The 17,903-nt window shown below is 70.0% G+C and carries 17 protein-coding genes; 10 read left to right on the top strand and 7 right to left on the bottom strand.

Annotated elements, in window-relative coordinates; translation table 11 throughout:
• Positions 1 to 86: 86 nt before the first annotated feature.
• Positions 87 to 527: a D-aminoacyl-tRNA deacylase gene (gene dtd, locus AC1VXD_RS07270; protein ID WP_482991497.1), complete on the bottom strand. Its 441-nt coding sequence runs from the start codon at positions 525 to 527 to the stop codon at positions 87 to 89.
• A gap of 61 nt (positions 528 to 588) precedes the next feature.
• On the opposite strand from dtd, the gene AC1VXD_RS07265 reads away from it, so the two are divergent.
• The 4 genes from AC1VXD_RS07265 (at position 589) to AC1VXD_RS07250 (ending at position 4,843) form a co-directional block, all read left to right on the top strand.
• Positions 589 to 1,509, top strand: coding sequence for a lauroyl acyltransferase (locus tag AC1VXD_RS07265; RefSeq protein WP_482991496.1), 921 nt, complete (start codon positions 589 to 591; stop codon positions 1,507 to 1,509).
• A gap of 75 nt (positions 1,510 to 1,584) precedes the next feature.
• The gene (gene ribA / locus AC1VXD_RS07260; RefSeq protein ID WP_482991495.1) at positions 1,585 to 2,718 is read left to right on the top strand and encodes a GTP cyclohydrolase II RibA; all 1,134 of its coding nucleotides are present in this window, start codon (positions 1,585 to 1,587) and stop codon (positions 2,716 to 2,718) included.
• Positions 2,719 to 2,876: 158 nt separating this feature from the next.
• Positions 2,877 to 3,308: a PH domain-containing protein gene (locus AC1VXD_RS07255; RefSeq protein WP_482991529.1), complete on the top strand. Its 432-nt coding sequence runs from the start codon at positions 2,877 to 2,879 to the stop codon at positions 3,306 to 3,308.
• Entirely contained in the window at positions 3,305 to 4,843 is a 1,539-nt protein-coding gene (locus AC1VXD_RS07250; protein WP_482991494.1) for a PH domain-containing protein, read from the top strand. The genes AC1VXD_RS07255 and AC1VXD_RS07250 overlap by 4 nt, the downstream gene beginning before the upstream one ends.
• A 110-nt stretch (positions 4,844 to 4,953) precedes the next feature.
• Here AC1VXD_RS07250 and AC1VXD_RS07245 read toward each other — a convergent pair whose 3' ends face one another.
• Positions 4,954 to 6,012 (bottom strand): CDP-glycerol glycerophosphotransferase family protein, encoded by a 1,059-nt coding sequence (locus AC1VXD_RS07245; protein ID WP_482991528.1) that lies wholly within the window; start codon positions 6,010 to 6,012, stop codon positions 4,954 to 4,956.
• Here AC1VXD_RS07245 and AC1VXD_RS07240 point away from each other — a divergent pair.
• Positions 6,011 to 6,817, top strand: coding sequence for a glycosyltransferase family 2 protein (locus AC1VXD_RS07240; RefSeq protein ID WP_482991493.1), 807 nt, complete (start codon positions 6,011 to 6,013; stop codon positions 6,815 to 6,817). The two genes, AC1VXD_RS07245 and AC1VXD_RS07240, sit on opposite strands and share 2 nt — an antisense overlap.
• 76 nt (positions 6,818 to 6,893) lie before the next feature.
• Here AC1VXD_RS07240 and AC1VXD_RS07235 read toward each other — a convergent pair whose 3' ends face one another.
• From AC1VXD_RS07235 to def, 5 genes are all read right to left on the bottom strand, one after another.
• Complete coding sequence (locus tag AC1VXD_RS07235) at positions 6,894 to 8,198, bottom strand: O-antigen ligase family protein (protein WP_482991492.1); 1,305 nt, start codon at positions 8,196 to 8,198, stop codon at positions 6,894 to 6,896.
• A 94-nt stretch (positions 8,199 to 8,292) separates the two neighbouring features.
• Positions 8,293 to 10,008: an ArnT family glycosyltransferase gene (locus AC1VXD_RS07230; RefSeq protein WP_482991491.1), complete on the bottom strand. Its 1,716-nt coding sequence runs from the start codon at positions 10,006 to 10,008 to the stop codon at positions 8,293 to 8,295.
• 22 nt (positions 10,009 to 10,030) lie between these two features.
• A complete protein-coding gene (rsmB, locus tag AC1VXD_RS07225) occupies positions 10,031 to 11,362 on the bottom strand; it encodes a 16S rRNA (cytosine(967)-C(5))-methyltransferase RsmB (RefSeq protein ID WP_482991490.1) in 1,332 nt (443 codons plus the stop codon).
• Between the two features lie 4 nt (positions 11,363 to 11,366).
• On the bottom strand, positions 11,367 to 12,290 hold the full coding sequence (gene fmt / locus AC1VXD_RS07220) for a methionyl-tRNA formyltransferase (protein WP_482991489.1): 924 nt from the start codon (positions 12,288 to 12,290) through the stop codon (positions 11,367 to 11,369).
• A gap of 121 nt (positions 12,291 to 12,411) precedes the next feature.
• Complete coding sequence (def, locus tag AC1VXD_RS07215) at positions 12,412 to 12,924, bottom strand: peptide deformylase (protein WP_482991488.1); 513 nt, start codon at positions 12,922 to 12,924, stop codon at positions 12,412 to 12,414.
• A gap of 128 nt (positions 12,925 to 13,052) precedes the next feature.
• Here def and AC1VXD_RS07210 point away from each other — a divergent pair, with 128 nt between their 5' ends.
• The 5 genes from AC1VXD_RS07210 to AC1VXD_RS07190 all read left to right on the top strand — a co-directional run bounded on the left by AC1VXD_RS07210 (position 13,053) and on the right by AC1VXD_RS07190 (position 17,789).
• Positions 13,053 to 14,180, top strand: coding sequence for a LysM peptidoglycan-binding domain-containing protein (locus AC1VXD_RS07210; RefSeq protein WP_482991487.1), 1,128 nt, complete (start codon positions 13,053 to 13,055; stop codon positions 14,178 to 14,180).
• Between the two features lie 202 nt (positions 14,181 to 14,382).
• Positions 14,383 to 15,516, top strand: coding sequence for a DNA-processing protein DprA (gene dprA / locus AC1VXD_RS07205; protein WP_482991486.1), 1,134 nt, complete (start codon positions 14,383 to 14,385; stop codon positions 15,514 to 15,516).
• Between the two features lie 43 nt (positions 15,517 to 15,559).
• Complete coding sequence (locus AC1VXD_RS07200; RefSeq protein ID WP_108770130.1) at positions 15,560 to 16,033, top strand: DUF494 family protein; 474 nt, start codon at positions 15,560 to 15,562, stop codon at positions 16,031 to 16,033.
• 39 nt (positions 16,034 to 16,072) lie between these two features.
• Complete coding sequence (locus tag AC1VXD_RS07195) at positions 16,073 to 16,804, top strand: GYF domain-containing protein (protein WP_482991485.1); 732 nt, start codon at positions 16,073 to 16,075, stop codon at positions 16,802 to 16,804.
• A gap of 55 nt (positions 16,805 to 16,859) precedes the next feature.
• Positions 16,860 to 17,789: an RDD family protein gene (locus tag AC1VXD_RS07190; RefSeq protein ID WP_482991484.1), complete on the top strand. Its 930-nt coding sequence runs from the start codon at positions 16,860 to 16,862 to the stop codon at positions 17,787 to 17,789.
• Positions 17,790 to 17,903 lie beyond the last annotated feature (114 nt).

Raw genomic sequence — 17,903 nt, 5'->3', positions numbered from 1 at the left:
TGCTCGCGCCACCGGCTGGGGAGAAATAGGGAACGTAGCATTATACCAGCCCGGGGCCCGGCCTGCCGGGCGGTGGTCCCGGCGGCCTAGGGCCTGAGGAGGAAGGTCACGGGACCGTCGTTGACCAGGCTGACGACCATATGGGCACCAAACCGCCCCGTTTCCACCCCCGGGGCGTGATTTTCACGGCAGATCTCAACAAATCGATTGAACCCGCGTTCAGCCTCGTCCGGCGGGGCGGCGCTGGTGAAGCTGGGGCGCATGCCCGACCGGGTATCGGCGGCCAAGGTGAACTGGCTGACCAGCAGCAGCCCGCCCCCGGTATCACGCAGCGAACGGTTCATTTTCCCCGCCTCATCTGCGAATACACGGTAGCCAAGCAGCCGTTCGGCCATCCGCTTCAGCTGCGCCTCGGCATCGCCCGGCTCCATGCCCACCAGGGCCAGCAGGCCGGGGCCGATCTGCCCGACCGCCTCGCCCTCCACATGCACGACGGCCTGGGTGACACGCTGGATCAGGACGAGCATCGAAGGGCTCCAGATAACGGGGCCGGCCACGATAGCAGCGCCCTTGGCTAAACTGGGGCCAATGAATCCGCAACGCAAAGCCCGGCTGGTCTATCGCGCCACCACCCTGTTCGCCCGCCTGCCCTGGCCGCTGCTGCGGGGGTTCGCGCACGCCCTGGCCTGGGCCTGGATCCGCCTGAACGCCCGCGAGAGCCGGGTGACCCGGCGCAACCTGGAACTGGCCTACCCGGAAATCACCGGTACCGCGCGCGACCGCCTGCACCGCGAGCTGCTGCGCTCGACCGCGCTGCAGGCCATCGAAACCCTGCGCCTGTGGAGCCAGAAGCCGGCCGACAACCTGCGCCTGCACCTGAAGGAGCAGCACGGTGCGGCCCTGTACGACGCGGCCCTGGCCAGCGGCAAGGGCGTGATCGTGGCCGCCCCGCATTTCGGCAATTGGGAGCTGCTGAACCAGTGGCTGGCCTCGCGCGGGCAGATCGCCATCGTCTACAAGCCGCCGGAGGACGAGGCCGGCGACGCCTTCCTGCAGCTGGTACGGGGCGGCCAGAACGTGCAGCAGGTGCGCGCCGAAGGCCCGGCCGTGCGCCAGCTGTTCAAGGTGCTCAAGGACGGCGGGGCCACCGGCATCCTGCCCGACCAGCAGCCCAAGGCCGGCGACGGCGTGTTCGTGCCGTTCTTCGGCGTGCAGGCGCTGACCATGACCCTGGTCAACCGCCTGGCCGAGCGCACCGGCGCCACGGTCCTGTACGGCTGGTGCGAGCGCATCGGGCCGGACATGGAATTCGCCCTGCACATCGAGCCGGCTGACCCGGCCGTGGCCGACGCGGATCCACAGGTGGCCGCCACCGCGCTCAATGCCGGCATCGAGCGCATCGCCCGCCGCGATCCCGCCCAGTACCAGTGGACCTACAAGCGCTACACGCTGCGCCCGCCGGGCAGCGGCGAAGATGACCCGTACGCCACCGAAGAACACCCGCACTGAGGATGGCGGCGGCTGGCCTGCGACCGGCTGCGGCAGTACGTTGAATACGACGCTGGCGCCCCCATAGAGACTGCGATGTCCGCCTTCCCCGGTCCTGCCATGCCTGCTTCTTCCCTGTTCGGCGATCCCGCCGCGATCCGCTGCGAACGCGCGGTCGCCGAGCTGCGTGCTGGGCGCCCGGTCCTGCTGCACGACGGCCAGGGCCAGCGCCTGGCGGTGATCGCGCTGGACAGCGCCACGGCCAGCAGCTTCGCCGCCTTCGCCAGCGCCGCGCGCGAGCGCCACTACCTGTTCCTGACCGCCACCCGCGCCCGCGTGCTCGGCGTGGAGGCGGCCGACGGCGCGCGCCTGCCGCTGGCCGGCGTGGCCTTCGATGCGCTGCCCTCGCTGGGCTACCTGCGCGAGCCGGGCCCGATGCCGGACGGCTGGAGCGCCGGTGATGCCTTCGATGCGGGTGCGGTGGAACTGGCCCGCCTGGGCCTGCTGCTGCCGGCGATGGTGGCCGTGCGCCTGGACGCCGATGACCCCACCTTCGACGGTGCGGCCGAGGTGGCCCTGTGCGACCTGGCCGAAGGCGCGGCCCATGCGGCCCATGATTACGAACTGGTGGCGCGTTCGCCGGTGCCGCTGCGCGATGTGGGCATGACCACCTTCGCGGTGTTCCGCGGCGGTGTGGCCCAGCGCGACCAGGTCGCGATCATCGTTGGTGAGCCGGACCTGTCGGCCGTGGTGCCGGTGCGCGTGCATTCCTCCTGCCTGACCGGTGACCTGTTCGGTTCGCTCAAGTGCGACTGCGGCGACCAGCTGCGGCGCGGCCTGCGCAAGCTGAAGGAACTGGGCGGCGGCGTGCTGCTGTACCTGGACCAGGAAGGGCGCGGCACCGGCATTGCCGCGAAGATGCGTGCCTATGGCTACCAGCACGACGGCCTGGACACCATCGACGCCGATGCACAGCTTGGCTTCGGCGCCGACGAGCGCCGCTACGGCAGCGCCGTGGCGATGCTGCGCGGTCTGGGCATTTCGCGAGTGGCCTTGCTCAGCAACAACCCGACCAAGGCACAGCGCCTGCGCAACGCCGGCATCGAAGTGCTGGACTGCATTCCGGTCACCGGCGAGATCACCGCCGAGAACGAGTACTACCTGCGCACCAAGGCCGACCGCGCCGGCCACATGCTCGATGTCGACGCGCTGATCCAGGCCGCCCAGTAACGCGGCCGACCTGCTACCGTCTGCGCGGGGCGGCTGCGGCCGCCACCGCCCTGCCCTGCTGCCCGACGGACGCCCGCGTGACCGAACTGCCTTCGCCTGCATCGCCGCACCTGGACCACCTGGAACACTGGCAACCGCTGCCCCGCCGTGCCGCGCACATGGCCGCGCTGGAAGGCGCGTTCGGCGGCCTGTTCGTCCCCGGCGCGCCACTGGGCGCGGCCTGGTGGTTCTTCGATCTGCCCGGCGGCCTGTGGGGCGCACCGGTCGGCCTGCTGGTCGGCCTGGTGTTCGGCGCCTGGCTCGGCCATCGGCGCCTGACCCGCACCCGCTGGCGGCTGGACGCACAGGGGCTGGGCCTGCGCCGCGACCTGATGTGGCAGCTGGAAACCCGCATTCCCATTTCCCGCGTGCAGCACCTGGACCTGCGCCGCGGCCCGCTGGAACGGCGCGCGGGCCTGGCCACGCTGATCGTGCACACCGCCGGCACGCGCCTGAGCGCGGTCACCGTCAGCGGCCTGGATGAGGCCGACGCCGAGCGCCTGCGCGACACCCTTGCCCGCCAGCTCGACCAGGACGCGGACGCCCTGTGAGCCTGCCGCCGCCCCTGCCGCCGTCGCTGCCTGGCGACGGCCAAGAGCATCGCCTGCACCCGTGGTCGTGGCTGTTCGTGCTGCTGATGCAGCTGCGCCACTACCTGCTGCCGCTGGTGGCGCTGCTGGTGTTCGGCCAGCGCGGCGATCGCGACCCGATGTGGGCGCAGCTGATTCCGCTGTCGGCCATCGCCGCGCTGGTGCTGGTGTCGGTGCTGCAGTACCTGAGCTACCGCTACCGCATCGGCAGCGATGCGATCACCGTGCGCAGCGGCCTGCTGTCACGCAACCGCCGCGAGATTCCCTTCGCCCGCATCCACAACGTGGAAGTGCGGCAGAACCCGCTGCACCGCCTGTTCGGCGTGGCCGAACTGCGCCTGGAATCGGCCGGTGGCGTGCGCCCGGAAGCGGAGATGCGCGTACTGAAGCTGGACCAGGCGCTGGCCCTGGAACGGCTGGTGCGCCAGCGCGGACAACCACCGCAGGCGGTTGCCTGTGATGCGCCGCAGGACATCGCCAGCGATGACGACGAGCAGGTGCTGCTGCGTCTGTCGGCGTGGGACGTGGTGCGCATGGGCCTGCTGTCCAACCGCGGCTGGGCGCTGGCCGTGGCCGCCTTCGGCGTGCTGTTCCAGACCGTGCCGCGGCCGGTGATGGACGATGCCATCCAGCGCGGCGGCCGCCAGGCCTTCGGTTACGTCAGCCACCTGCACCCGGGCCTGACCGGCACCCTGCTGCTGGTGGCGGCCACTCTGCTACTGGGCTGGCTGGGCCTGCGCGTGCTGTCGGTGGTGCTGACGGTGCTGCGCTACCACGGCTTCACCCTGAGCGAGCGCGAACGCCGGCTGACGGTGTCCACCGGCCTGCTCAGCCGCACCCGCAGCAGCGTGGCTCGTCGCCGCATCCAGGCCTGGACGCTGCGCGAGGGCACGCTGCAGCGCTGGTTCGGGCTTCGCCAGCTGCGCATCGACAGCGCGGCCGGCGGCCCCTCGCGTGATGATGATCGTGTCCTTCGCGAACTGGCGCCGCTGGCCCCGGCCGCCACCTGCGAAGGACTGGTCAAGCACTTGCTGCCGCAGCTGCAGTGGCCGCCGGCACAGTGGCATGCGCTGCCGCAACGCGGCTGGTGGCGGCTGAGCCTGGGCAGCCTGGTGCTGGTGCCGCTGCTGGCAGCGGGCGCCTACTGGCGCTGGGGCCCGTGGGGCCTGCTGGTACTGGGCTGGCTGCCGGTGGCACTGCTGGTGGCGCACCGGCAGATGGCGCGCATGGGCTGGCACCTGGATGGCCAGTTCGTGGCCGTGCGCGGTGGCTGGTGGAAGCGCTGGTGGCGCTGGGCCGAACTGGACAAGGTGCAGGGCCTGCGCCTGCAGCGCTCGCCGCTGGACAAGCTGCTGGGCACCGCCAGCCTGCAGCTGGATACCGCTGGCGCGCACGGCGACGTGGCGCTGGCGCTGAACTACCTGCCGCAGGCGCAGGCCCAGCAGGTGATGAAGCAGCTGGCGGTGGCATTGGCGCGGCGCAAGCTGCGCTGGTGACGCGGGGTCGGATCCCTTCCCACCGGAAAGAACTCTGACCCATGCCATGCATCCACGCATGGCGTGGATCTACTGCAATCGGATTGCCGGCCAACGGCCGCCACTACCCATCACCGCTGCGACGGCCCCCAATACCCCAGGCCCTTGCGGATCTGCAGATCCCGCACCCAGCTGCCGAACGGCTTGCGGCGCAGCGCGCCCATTTCACCGGACAGGAAATCCTCGGTCGCGGCGATCACCCGCTCGCTGGAGCGACCATCGCGGAACGGGTGGATGGCATCGGCATAACGCACGATCTCCGCCTGCAGCGCGGGCTCCGGGTGCAGCGCGCGCTTCAGCATCGCCGGCAGCTGCGTGGCCTCGTCGAAGTCGATCATGTGCGGCTTCGGCACGCGGTTGCGGAAGGTCACCACCGGCTTGTGCTGGACGATGAACTCCGAAACGATCGACGAGGTATCCGACACCAGCACGTCGGCCGCACGCTGCGCGGCCATCACCTGCTCCGGCTCGATGAAGCGCGCGTTGGCACCGGCCAGCGCGCGGTAACGCTCGAACAGTTCCGGCGGGCACTTGGGGTGCAGGGTCAGCAGCCAGTAGCGCTCACCGGCGGCGATGTCAGCGGCGATCGGTTGCAGCAGGTGCGGGGCCGCGCTCAGGCGTTCGGTGAAGGTCGAGCCGAACAGGATGACCGGACGCCCGCCGGCCGGTGCACGCAGCGCGGCACTCTCACCGCCATCGTCGCGGAACAGCGGGTCCAGCTTCGGCCAGCCGGTCTCGGCCACGGCAAAGTGGCCCTGCTGCTCGGCGATCTGCCGGAACGGTGCGGTGGTGGCCGGCCCCTGCGTGCAGTACAGGTCGAACATGCCGCGCACCCGGAAGTGGCCGCGGGCGCTGTCGCGCTTCTCCACGTTGAAGCCATGGAACAGCTGGACCTTGGCCCCGGAGAGGAAGGTCGGCACCCAGTTGGCGGCGCTGAACACCGCACGCGGGCGCATCGCCAGGGCCTGCTTCAGGCCGATGTTGGGCACTCCCGGCAGGCTGCTGCCGGCCGCACCGCCCTCGAACCAGGCGGCCACCTCCTGCCCGGACGCGTGCAAGGCCTGCGCCAACGGGGCGAGAATAGGCAGCGCATAGCGCTCCGTCGCAAACAACAGGTACCCGGCCATCATGTCCTCCACGACCGCTCCCATCGAACGGCCTCGCATCTCGGCGTGCATTATCGCGTTCAACGAGGCCGGGCGCATCGGCGACTGCCTGGCCTCGCTGGCCTTCTGCGATGAGATCGTAGTGGTGGACTCGCAGTCCACCGATGCCACCGTGGCCATCGCCGAAGCCGCTGGTGCCCGTGTGCTGCAGCGCCGGTTCGATGGTTTCCGCAGCCAGAAGGCGTTCTGCGTCGAGCAGGCCAGCCACGACTGGGTGCTGTGCCTCGACGCCGATGAACGCATCAGCCCCGAGCTGCGCACGGCCATCGAGCAGGCCCGCGACAGTGGTTTCAGCAACCATGCCGGCTACCGTTTCGCCCGCCTCTCGGAGTACTTCGGCAAGTTCCTGCGCCATGGCAACGCCTACCCGGACCGGGTGATGCGGCTGTTCGACCGCCGCCGGGGCGGCTGGCGCGGCAGGCGCGAGATCCACGAAGCGGCCAGCGTCGATGGCAGCGTCGGCACCCTGCGCGGTGATCTCATCCACTACCCCTACCGCTCCCTGCAGCAGCAGCTGGCCAAGACCGAGAAGTACGCACGGATGATGGCCGAGCACGAGTTCGCACGCGGCAAGCGGGCCACCCTGGGCAAGCTGGTACTGGCGCCGGCCTGGCGCTTCTGGCGCGGCTTCGTGTTCCGCGGCGGGTTCCGCGATGGTTGGCACGGCCTGGTGTATGCCTACGTGCGCGCCAACTACGTGCGGCAGAAGACCATCATGTTGTGGATGCTGGGCAACGGCCAGGCCGTGGCCGACCCGCGCAGCGAATGATCCAGCATCTGTGCTGACCAACGGTCGGCACCCACCGGTAGATCCACGCCATGCGTGGATGACATTCACCCACTGCTCAGGCCTTCGCCCGATGGCGGGCGCCTTCCAGCAGTGACAGGCCAGTCAGCAGGCCGACGATGGTCACGTAGAAGCTGGCCGTCATCTGGTGGGCGAACATCGACTGGGTCAAGCCGCACAGCACGTAGGCGATGACGATCATCACCCCCGCCGCCGCCGGCCCGCGGAAGGTGACGCGACCGCTGCGCCGGTGCAGATGGACGAACACCCACAGCGGGACGCCGTACACGGCAATCAGCATCAGCAGGCCCGGCAGGCCTTGAGTGGCGGCCCATTCGGCCACGTCGTTGTGCGCATGGCCCAGGTGGCAGCGCACTTCGGCAGGGTCGTCGCGGCACACCGGCACGCGCTGCATGGCGCTGTCGAAGTGGCCGATACCGACACCGGTGAGCGGATGATCGAGAAAGGTCTGCCAGGCCACCTGCAGGCGCTCGACGCGCGCACCGGCGGAGGAATCGACGTCACCCTGCTCCAGCTTCTGCACGTCGCTGTGCAGTTCGGTCAGGCGCACCTGGTTGCGCAGCTCGGGCACCGACAGCAGCAGGGTGGCACCGATGGCCAGCATGCCGGCCAGCACCGACAGCCGGGCCACGCCGGTCCGCCAGCGCAGGCTCAGCGCCAGCACCACCAGCAGCGCCAGCAGGGCGGCGAAGACGCCGCGGCTGCCGGTCAGCACGATGGTGCCGCAACCGGCGGCCATGCCGACGATGACCAGCGACCAGCGCCGCGACGGGCGGCAGAACACCAGCAGCACCATCAGCATGACCACGATGTCGGCCAGCACGATGGCATTGGTGGTCAGCTCGGCGCGCGGCGCGCCCTGCAGCACCTGCACCAGTGACAGCACGAAGCTGCCCAGCAGGCCCGCCAGCGCGCCCCGCCAGAGCCAGCGCAGGTCTGGCCGCAGCGCGCAGACCCACAGTGCGATCCACGGGATGACCAGGAACCGCGAACGGTTGTCGACGTCGCGCAGGCCCTGCTCGAACAGCACCACCGAGACCAGGCCCAGCGCCACCGCCGCCAGCATCAGCCAGGTCAGCGCGCGCACCGGCGTGCCGCCCATGCCCCGCGCCCGCCACAGCAGCTCCGGCGCCAGCAGGGTGCTGACCAGCAGGGTCAGCGCATACGGCAACAGGTTCACCGGTACGGTCAGTACCAGTGCCGGCATGCAGAACAGGCCGATCTGTGCGATCCAGTGCGCGACGCCAAGGCGGCCGCCAGCAGGCACTGGCAGCGGTTCGGCGCGGGTGGGGCTCAGGTTGTCTGGCGAAGCTGGCACGTCGGGAATGATCGCTGCGGTCATGCGGAAGAAAACGGCGGCCCTGCGGCGGGCCGCCCGCCTGATGTTTTACTGGCTTTGTGCACGCTTGGGCAGTCTGGACAAGCCTGCGGCCACGTTATTGCTCGTTTCTCTGCAACCGCCGTTCACGTTTCAGTTCGGCTTCGCTGGGCACGCAGGGGCCGTGTACCGCCGATGCGGGCACCAACCACCAACGGCGACGGTTGGCGACACCGGCCAACACCGCTCCGTCGCGGTCCACGCAGCCCAGCAGCACGTCCTGCTGAACGAGCAGCCAGCGCCGCCGCGGCGACAGCTGCTGCCATCGCACCCCGGCCTGCAACTGTCGATGCCAAGGCACGTTGAAGCCGAAGGTCGTCGCCGGTCGCCCGGCCATCAGCAGGTTCTGCTCCTTCCAGGCCACCAGGCCCAGCTCGGCATCGGCACCCAGGCGCACATCGACCGAGCGCATCAGGCCGCGGGCCGAACTGGAATCATTCAACACCGGGTAGCCGACCAGGCTGTACAGCACCCACACCACGGTCAGCATCGAGACCAGCGCCAGGTGGCGCCGCGCCGGGCCGAACAGCAGCAGGCTGGCCACGCCCGCGCCCCCCATGGCCAGGACCGCCCAGGCCATCGCCACCACCGCCCCCGGCTCCAGCCCGCGCTCCAGCACCAGCCGCACTTCGAAACCGGGGTTGCCGAGCAGGGCCGACGCACCGGCGGCCAGCGTCCCCAGCGACAGCAGCAGGGTGAACCCGCCCAGCACCCACTGCACGTCGCTCCGGCGCAGCAGGCCCGGTATCAGCGGCGCCAGCGCCAGGCAGAACATCGGCAGCGACGGCAGGATGTAGACATCGCGCTTGCCGTGCGGAAGGGAAAAGAACAGCACGATCAGCAGCCACCAGGCCAGCGGCAGCAGGTAGCGCGGATCACGCCGCCGCAGCCGCCGTCGCCAGGCCGGGATCGCCCACGGCAGGGCCAGGAACGCCGGGATCCACATCGATGGCATCGTGCCCAGGAAGTACCACCATGGCTGGTGGTGGTCCCACGACTGCACATAGCGCTTGGCCGTCTGCCGGAACAGGATGTCGTCGAGGTAGGCCTGGTACTCGCCCGATTTCGTTGCCAGCGCGGTCATCACCATCGGCACCAGCCACAGCGCGACAGCCAGTGCGAAGGCCAGCGGCGCCAGCCAGAAGCGCAGGTCACGCGCATGCAGGCGCACCCGCGGCCAGTGCAGCACCGAGGCGATCGCCGCCGGCAGGATCATCAGCAGCGCGAGCACACCCACGCCCTTGGTGATGACCCCGATGCCGGCGAAGAACCAGCCAGCCCACCACCAGCGCCACGCCGGCCCCAGCAGCAGGTGGCGCAGCAGCCCGTAGTTGGCCAGGGTGACGAACAGCACCACCAGCGGGTCGATCTGCGCCTTCTTGGCCTGGAAGGTGAACTGCAGCGCGAACAGCAGCGCCCAGCCGGCATACAGGCCGACCCGGCGCGTCCACAGCCGCCGGCCCAGGTCGACAACGCACCAGAGCGTGCCCAGCGCGGCGATCAGCGAGGGCAGCAAAAAAGCCACCCGCCAGTTGCCGATCACGCTGTACAGGGTGGCCTGCCACCACATCAGCATGGGCGGCTTGTCCGAATACAGCTCCAGCCCCCGATGCGGGAACAGCCACTGGCCGCTGTCCACCATCTGCTTGGCAACCAGGGCGAAACGCGGCTCGTCCGAGGGCCAAGGGTCGCGCAGTCCGAGCCCCGCCCCGAGCACCAGCAAGGCCATCACCACGAACAACCACGTCTCGCGTGACGCGCGGGTCTTCAGCATGGGAACTCGGACAGCGACGGGGTCAGGCTGTTTTTAGCAGACGCGCGTAGAAAAAACCGTCAGCATCGTCTTCACCGGGCAGGCGCTGGCGTGCGATGCCCTCGCAGTCCAGGCCGAAAGCGTCACCCAGCGGCGCCGCTTGGGCGTCCGGATGCCACTTCAGGAAGGCCCGCACCTGGTCGACGTTCTCGGCACGCAGAATCGAACAGGTCGCGTACAGCAGCACGCCGCCGGGGCGCAGCATCGCCCAGCAGGCTTCCAGCAGGCGCGCCTGCACCCCCACCAGCGCCTCGATGTCCTCGGCACGGCGGTGGAACATCACGTCGGGCTGGCGGCGGATGACGCCGGTGGCCGAGCACGGGGCATCCAGCAGGATGGCGTCGAACGGGGTGCCGTCCCACCAGGCCGCGGCATCGCTGGCGTCGGCCACCTGGGTCTGCACGTGTTCGCCCACGCCGGTGCGGGCATAGGTGTCCTTGGCCCGGGCCAGGCGCCGCGCATCGATGTCCAGCGCCAGCAGGCGCAGGCTCGGGTCGCGTTCCAGCAGGTGCGCCGACTTGCCACCGGGGGCGGCGCAGGCGTCAAGCACCCGTGCGCCGGCCGGCGGCGCCAGGGCATCGGCCGCACACTGTGCCGACAGGTCCTGCACCGACAACGCGCCGTCGGCAAAGCCCGGCAGCTGGTTGACCGGGCTGGGCTCGGCCAGGCGCAGCGCATCGGCGCTGAGCGGGCTGGGCTCGGCGGCGATGCCAGCCTCTGCCAGCGCGGCCAGCGCCTTGTCGCGGCCGCCGAGCTGGCGGTTGGCGCGCAGCCACAGCGGTGCCGGCTGCAGGCTGGCGCTGAAGATCGCCTCGGCCTGCTGCGGCCAGTCGCGCTCGACCGCCTCGGCCAGCCAGGCGGGGAACGCGTCGCGCGCGGGTTGTTCAGGGAAACCCTCGCGCTGCGCACGGCGCAGGATGGCGTTGACCAGGCCGGCCTGGCGCTCGCGACCCAGCGCGCGCGCCGCGTCGACGGTGGCCGACAACGCCGCATGCGCGGGCAGTTCCAGCACGTCCAGCTGGGCGAAACCGACCATCAGCAGGGTGCGCAGGTCGGCATCACGCGCCGACAGCGGCTTCTGCATCCAGGCCTGCAGCGCGGCGTCATAGGTGCTGCGACGGCGCAGCACGGCGAAGCACAGGGCCTCCAGCAGCGCGCGGTCGCGGGTATCGGCCAGCTTGGGCAAGGCCCAGGCCAGTTCGGCCTTCAGCGAACGGCCACGGGTGAACACCTGGGCCAGCACGCGTGCGGCCAGCATGCGGGTGGCGGCGCCCGGCGCGGCCTTGGCAATGGAGAAATCGTTCTGCTTCGACACCGGTTTACGCTCCCACGCGCAGGTCGCGACGCGCATTGAGGTAGTCGGCGGCGGTAATCGCCTTGCCGCCCTCGCGCTGCAGGACGCGCAGGCGCAGCGCGCCCTGCCCGCAGGCAATGTCGATGCCTTCGCGGCCGGCAGCCAGCACCGTGCCCGGGGCCTGGCCGTGGGCGAGGTCCAGCGCCACCGCGCCATGGATGCGCACGCGCTCGCCGGCCAGTTGTGCCTCGGCGATCGGCCACGGGTTGAACGCACGCACGGTGCGCGCCAGTACCTGCGCGTCCTGTGCCCAGTCCAGCCTGGCTTCGGCCTTGTCCAGCTTGTGCGCGTAGGTCACGCCCTGTTCCGGCTGCGGCCGCGCGATCGGCTTGATGCCCGCGCGCAGCAGGCCCAGGCCATCGGACAGCACCTGCGCGCCCAGCGCGGCCAGCGCGTCATGCAGGTCGCCGCCGGTGGCGGTGTCGGCAATGGCCAGTTCCTGGTGCAGCAGCACCGGGCCGGTATCCAGACCCGCTTCCATCTGCATCAGGCACACGCCGGTGGTGGCATCGCCGGCCTGGATCGCGCGCTGGATCGGCGCGGCGCCGCGCCAGCGCGGCAGCAGCGAGGCGTGCACGTTCCAGCAGCCGTGGGTCGGGATGGTCAGCACCGCCCTGGGCAGGATCAGGCCATAGGCCACCACCACCATCAGATCCGGCTGCAGATCGCGCAGCTGCTGCTGGGCGGCCGGGTCCTTCAGGGTTTCCGGCTGGTAGACCGGGATGCCACGGGCAACCGCTTCGAGCTTGACCGGCGAGGGTGCCAGGCCACGGCCACGGCCGGCCGGGCGGTCCGGCTGGGTGTAGACGGCCACGACCTCATGATGGCGCGCGGCCGCGCGCAGCGACGACACCGCGAATTCCGGCGTACCGGCAAAGACAATCCTCATGGCTACCCCACTTGCAGGATGGATACGTGCAGAAAGAACGACGGCGCCGTCGGCCGGCGCCGTGCAGCCCGCGCGGGACGCGCAGGCAGGGGCCACCGCAAAGGGCGGCCCGCGATGGCGGTCAGGCCACGTGCTTGCGCTGCTTGGCCAGCTTCTTGCGGACCATTTCGCGCTTCAGCGGCGACAGGTAATCGATGAACAGCTTGCCGTCCAGGTGGTCCATCTCGTGCTGCACGCACACCGCCAGCAGGCCGTCGGTGGTGAGCTCCTGCGGCTGCCCCTGGCGGTCCAGGAACTTCACCGTGATGAAGTCGGCGCGGGTCACGTCAGCGAAGATGCCGGGCACCGACAGGCAGCCTTCCTGGTACACCTGGCCCCCGTCCTTGGCGACGATCTCCGGGTTGATGAACACCCGCGGCTCGTTCTTCTCTTCGCTCACGTCGATGACCATGAAGCGCTTGTGCACGTCCACCTGGCTGGCGGCCAGGCCGATGCCGGGAGCGTCGTACATGGTCTGGAACATGTCGTCGAGCAGGGTCTGGAAGGCCGGGGTGGTCACCTCGGCGGCGTCGATCAACGCAGCCTTTGTACGCAGGCGCGGATCGGGGAACTCAAGAATGGGGAGCAGGGCCATGGCTGTTTCCGGGTTGGGGCCGGGGATACGCCGGCATACGTCGCAGATTCTATCTGCAACGCTTGCCTTGCGCCCCGGTTTCTGGACTATAGTGCGCGAACCTGTTGGGGAATCAGGGCTCCGCACCTATGTTGCTTCGTTTTCGTACGGTCGTCGCTGCGGCGATGCTGACCGTGGCTGCCTATGCTACCGCCGTTGAAGTGAATGGCGGGCACCCGGACACCTACGTGGTCCGCAAAGGGGACACGCTGTGGGACATTGCAGGCCGTTTTCTGCAGAAGCCCTGGCTGTGGCCGGAGATCTGGCAGGCCAACCCGCAGATCGCCAACCCACATCTCATCTACCCGGGTGACGTGCTCAGCCTGGCCTATCTGGACCGCGTGACGGCCCAGCCCGGCCCGCGCACGGAAGCCCCGGTGACCGGCGTGCCGCTCTCGGAGGTCGAACCCTTCCTGAAGCAGCTGAGCGTGGTCGACAGCATCGACCAGCTGCCCTATGTGGCCGGCCTGGAAGACAACCGCCTGCGCGCCACCGGCGGCCAGACTGCGTATGTCCGCCTGGCCGATGCCCAGGTCGGCCAGCGCTGGGCCGTGGTCCGCCCAACCGTGCGCTACGGCCAGCCCAAGCCCACCGAGGACCTGACCGCCAACGGCGACGTCACCCCGGGCAGCGGCAACCTGTGGAAGGCCTACAACGCGCCCAACCACCGCCGCGGCGTGCTGGGCTATGAACTGGCCCAGGTCGGCCTCGGCACCATCACCCAGGTGGCCGGCGGCAAGACCGAAGTCTCCACCCTGATGCTGGACGCCAACAGCAACGGCCGCGAAGTGCGCGCCGGTGACCGCCTGGTGCCCGTGGAAGCGCAGCCGTACGACCTGCAGTTCTTCCCGCATGTGCCCGCCGCCAGCCTGGAAGGCCTGGACGTGCGCGTGCTGGCCGTGGCCGACATGTTCAATGCCGGCGGCCCGCGCGACGTCATCGCCATCTCCGCCGGCCGCAGCCAGGGCGTGGACAACGGCACGGTGTTCTCGCTGTGGCGCCAGGGCAGCCACGTCGCCCACCGCATGAAGTACCCGAACTCCTCGCGCATGGACGATTCGCCGTCCACCGGTGCGGGCCGGGTCAGCCTGCCGGACGAATACGCCGCCCACGCGATGGTGTTCCGCACCTTCGACAACGTCAGCTACGCGCTGGTGATGCAGGGCGTGAAGCCGGTGAACGTGGGTTACAGCGCCCAGCACCCGGACGCGAAGTAAGCGCACCTGTCTGAAAGCACCACGCGAAGGCGCCCGAGGGCGCCTTCGTCGTCTATGGCCGGCCGCGAAAATCCCGCGCTGCGCGCGATGGTCGACCAACGGTCGACTCTACCCGGCCGGCAGCCTCCCTGCGGGTTCCCCTGACAGCAGAACGCGAAGGCGCCTTAGGGCGCCTTCGTCGTCTGTAGCCGATAGTCGGGCGATGCCCCGCCCCGACCCTGCCCTCGATACCCTCGCCCGCCTGGTCCTGGCCGGCGGACCGCTGGCGCCCCGCCGCGCCCTGCTGCTGGCCAGCGGCGACGCCTCCGCCGCGCTCGCCATGGGTGTGGCCGGCTGGCGCGCGCACGGCTGTTCCGTTGAACAATGCGCCGCCCTGCAGCAGCCCGATCCTGCGGCACTGGCCGCCACCCTGCGCTGGCTGCGGCACCCCGGCCAGCAGCTGCTGGGCTGCTGCGATCCAGCCTTTCCGCCGTTGCTGCAGGACATCCCGCAGCCGCCGCTGGCATTGTTCGTGGCCGGCGACGCCAGCCTGGCCTGGCACCCGGCGGTGGCGGTGGTCGGCAGCCGCTCGCCGACCCCCACCGGGCGGGCGCTGGCGGCACGCTTCGCCGCATGCTTCGTCGAGGCCGGCCTGGCGGTGACCAGCGGGCTGGCCGCCGGCATCGATGCCGCCGCCCATGCCGCCGCACTGGATGCGGGCGGGCGCACGGTGGCGGTCATCGGCACCGGCCCGGACCAGGCCTATCCGCCCGGCAATACCCGCCTGCAGGCCCGCATCGCCGCCGAAGGCGTCGTGCTGAGCGAGTACCCGCCGGGCACCCCGGCGCGGGCGGGGCAGTTCCCGGCGCGCAACCGGCTGGTGGCTGGCCTGGCCTTGGCCACGGTGGTCATCGAGGCGGCCCAGCGCTCCGGCGCGCTGATCACCGCCCGCCTGGCCGCCGAGGCCGGGCGCGAGGTCGGCGCGGTGCCCGGTTCGGTGCTGAACCCGCGCGCAGCCGGCTGCCATCGGCTGATCCGCGAGGGCGTGGCCCTGGTCGAACGGCCCGAAGATGTGCTGGAGCTGCTGGCCCCTGCCCTGCGCCAGCAACTGCCCGGCTTGCAAAGCCGCCTTGCCACCCCCACTGAACAGGCATCGCCGGCAGACCTGCCGGACCGGTGGGCGAACGACCCTGACTACCAGAGCTTGTGGCGGGCACTGGACCACAACCCAAGCGGTATGGATTCATTGATCGCGCGTTGTGGATTGACGGCGCCTGAGGTGTCCTCCATGCTGCTGGCCATGGAACTGGCGGGAATCGTGGTGTGCGTACACGGCCGCTACTGTCGAACTCCCTAGTTTCTTCACCTCCACAGCGTCGCGCGACGCAGGCCGAGGGGCAATGAAAGAGAGCATTCTTGACGTACTGTTGTACCTGTTTGAACACTATTTCAGCGAAGATGCGGACCTGATCCGTGACCGCGACTCGCTGCAGAATGGCCTGATCCAGGCCGGTTTCAGCCCTACCGAGATCAACAAGGCCTTCGACTGGCTCGATGCGCTGGCTGCCCAGAGGCCGAGCGTGGCGCAGGCCCGGGTCGACGGCCCCGTGCGCATTTTCCACGGCCCCGAGCTGGACAAGCTGGACGTGGAATGCCGCGGTTTCCTGCTGTATCTGGAACAGCACGGCATCCTCGATGCCGACCAGCGCGAGCTGGTGCTGGACCGTGCCATGGCCCTGGACCAGGACGAACTGGACCTGGACGACCTGAAGTGGGTCGTGCTGATGGTCCTGTTCAACCAGCCCGGCGCCGAGGCGGCGTATGCCTGGATGGAAACGCAGATGTTCATGGACGAGCCAGAACCCCTTCACTGACCGTACACTTGGGGACCAAGCGCGTTCAGGAGCGTCCCCGTGAGTGAGTGGTTTCACGCCCAAGGCAACCGCCAGCAAGGCCCGTTGCCGGCGGAGCAGTTGATCGAGCTTTTCCGCAGCAACGAAATCACCCTGGACACTCTGGTCTGGCGCGACGGGCTGCCGCAATGGCAGCCCCTGCGCAGCGTGGTCGACGAACTGGGGCTGATCGTGCCGGCCGTCGATGCGCCGGCCAGCGCGCCGCCACCGCCGGTGGCCCCACAACCGCCCATCCTGCCGCCGGAAGCGCCTTACCACGCCAGCGCCAGCACCGCGTTGCCGCCGCCGAAGAAGGGCCTGTCCGGCTGCGCGCTGACCGCCATCATCGGCGGCGTCGCCCTGCTGGTCCTGGTACCGATCCTGGCCATCCTGGCCGCGATCGCCCTGCCCGCCTACAACGACTACGTGATCAAATCCAAGGTCGCCGGTGCGATTACCGCTCTGCAGCCGCTGAAGGAACAGGTCCAGCGCTTCGCCGATGACCAGGGCCGCTGCCCGGGCGCCAACGACGCCGGCTTCCCCGAAGCGGGCAGCTTCGCCAGCCAGGGGCTGTCAGCCGTGCACATCGGCCGCTTCAACAATGGCCATTGCGGTATCGAAGCCACCCTGGCCGTCCCCGGCAAGGCGATCGACGGCGACCTGCTGTGGCAGGAATACGACCGCGACAGCGGCCGCTGGGAATGCACCGGCGAAAGCGACAACAAATACCTGCCCGTGCAGTGCCGCGGCTGAGCCGCTGGCCGTGCAGGCAGCCTGAAATCCAAGGATGACCCAACAGGGGAACGCAATGACTGAGTGGTATTTCGCCGAAGGACAGCAACGCCAGGGACCGTTCCCGGTCACCGAGATCCGCCAGCGCTTCCAGCGCGGGCAGCTGACCCTAGACACACTGGTGTGGCGCGAGGGGATGGGCCAGTGGGCCGCCCTGCGCCAGGTCGTGGACGAGCTGGGCCTGCAGACCCTGGCCGAGGCCAGCGACAGCACCGCCGCAGGCGGCTTCGACCTGCGCGGCGACTATGCCGCCATCGACAACGGCACTGCCGCCCTGCCGGGCACGGGCGCACTGAGCAGCTCACCCTACAGCGCCCCGGGCGCGGCCGGCGGCGACTACGCCCAGCCTGTCCAGGGCGGCGAGGTCGTCTATGCGGGCTTCTGGAAGCGGTTCGCCGCCTATCTGATCGACTACTTCATCCTGCTGATCCCCAGCTGGATCATCGGCATGGTCCTCGGTGTCGGCATCGGCGTCGGCATGGGCGCGGCAGGCGGTGGCGACACGGCCACGGGGCTGGTCGCGCAGCTGGTCAGCGGCCTGGCCGGCCTGTTCATTTCGCTGGCCTACTACGGCTGGTTCCATGCGTCCGCTGGCGGCGCCACGCCCGGCAAGATGGCCATCGGCATCAAGGTCGTGCGCGGCAACGGTGAGCGCCTGACCCTGGGGCGCAGCATCGGCCGCTACTTCGCCACGATCCTGAGCAGCATCATCCTGTGCATCGGCTACCTGATGGCGGCGTTCACCGACCGCAAGCAGGCCCTGCATGACATGGTCTGCGACACCGTCGTGGTCGACCGCTGGGCCTTCACCGACCAGCCGCACCTGCAGCGGCGCGAGCTGGGCACGGTCACCGTGGTGATGCTGGTCATCGGCGGCCTGCTGGTCCTCGGCGGCCTGATCCTCGCCGTCGTCGCAGTGGGCGTGATCGCCAACATGGCCAGCTGAGCCTGGCCGACGGCGCCGGCAGGCGGCCGTCATCACGCTCCGCCCCTTGACAGGGGCCGTCCGGGCGTGATTCCTCTAATAAGGAAACCTGAACGCCCGGCACACTACCGGGCG

This window comes from Stenotrophomonas sp. STEN054 (genome assembly GCF_056854535.1).
Note: the sequence above shows the minus strand (reverse complement) of the source record. Positions and strands in the feature narration are given on the sequence as shown.

Excerpts from the sequence above, each read along its gene's own strand:
- dtd (WP_482991497.1), bottom strand. The coding sequence starts at position 527 with ATGCTCGTCCTGATCCAGCGTGTCACCCAGGCCGTCGTGCATGTGGAG.
- AC1VXD_RS07265 (WP_482991496.1), top strand. The coding sequence starts at position 589 with ATGAATCCGCAACGCAAAGCCCGGCTGGTCTATCGCGCCACCACCCTG.
- ribA (WP_482991495.1), top strand. The coding sequence starts at position 1,585 with ATGTCCGCCTTCCCCGGTCCTGCCATGCCTGCTTCTTCCCTGTTCGGC.
- AC1VXD_RS07255 (WP_482991529.1), top strand. The coding sequence starts at position 2,877 with ATGGCCGCGCTGGAAGGCGCGTTCGGCGGCCTGTTCGTCCCCGGCGCG.
- AC1VXD_RS07240 (WP_482991493.1), top strand. The coding sequence starts at position 6,011 with ATGTCCTCCACGACCGCTCCCATCGAACGGCCTCGCATCTCGGCGTGC.
- AC1VXD_RS07245 (WP_482991528.1), bottom strand. The coding sequence starts at position 6,012 with ATGATGGCCGGGTACCTGTTGTTTGCGACGGAGCGCTATGCGCTGCCT.
- AC1VXD_RS07235 (WP_482991492.1), bottom strand. The coding sequence starts at position 8,198 with ATGACCGCAGCGATCATTCCCGACGTGCCAGCTTCGCCAGACAACCTG.
- AC1VXD_RS07230 (WP_482991491.1), bottom strand. The coding sequence starts at position 10,008 with ATGCTGAAGACCCGCGCGTCACGCGAGACGTGGTTGTTCGTGGTGATG.
- fmt (WP_482991489.1), bottom strand. The coding sequence starts at position 12,290 with ATGAGGATTGTCTTTGCCGGTACGCCGGAATTCGCGGTGTCGTCGCTG.
- def (WP_482991488.1), bottom strand. The coding sequence starts at position 12,924 with ATGGCCCTGCTCCCCATTCTTGAGTTCCCCGATCCGCGCCTGCGTACA.
- AC1VXD_RS07210 (WP_482991487.1), top strand. The coding sequence starts at position 13,053 with ATGTTGCTTCGTTTTCGTACGGTCGTCGCTGCGGCGATGCTGACCGTG.
- dprA (WP_482991486.1), top strand. The coding sequence starts at position 14,383 with ATGCCCCGCCCCGACCCTGCCCTCGATACCCTCGCCCGCCTGGTCCTG.
- AC1VXD_RS07200 (WP_108770130.1), top strand. The coding sequence starts at position 15,560 with ATGAAAGAGAGCATTCTTGACGTACTGTTGTACCTGTTTGAACACTAT.
- AC1VXD_RS07190 (WP_482991484.1), top strand. The coding sequence starts at position 16,860 with ATGACTGAGTGGTATTTCGCCGAAGGACAGCAACGCCAGGGACCGTTC.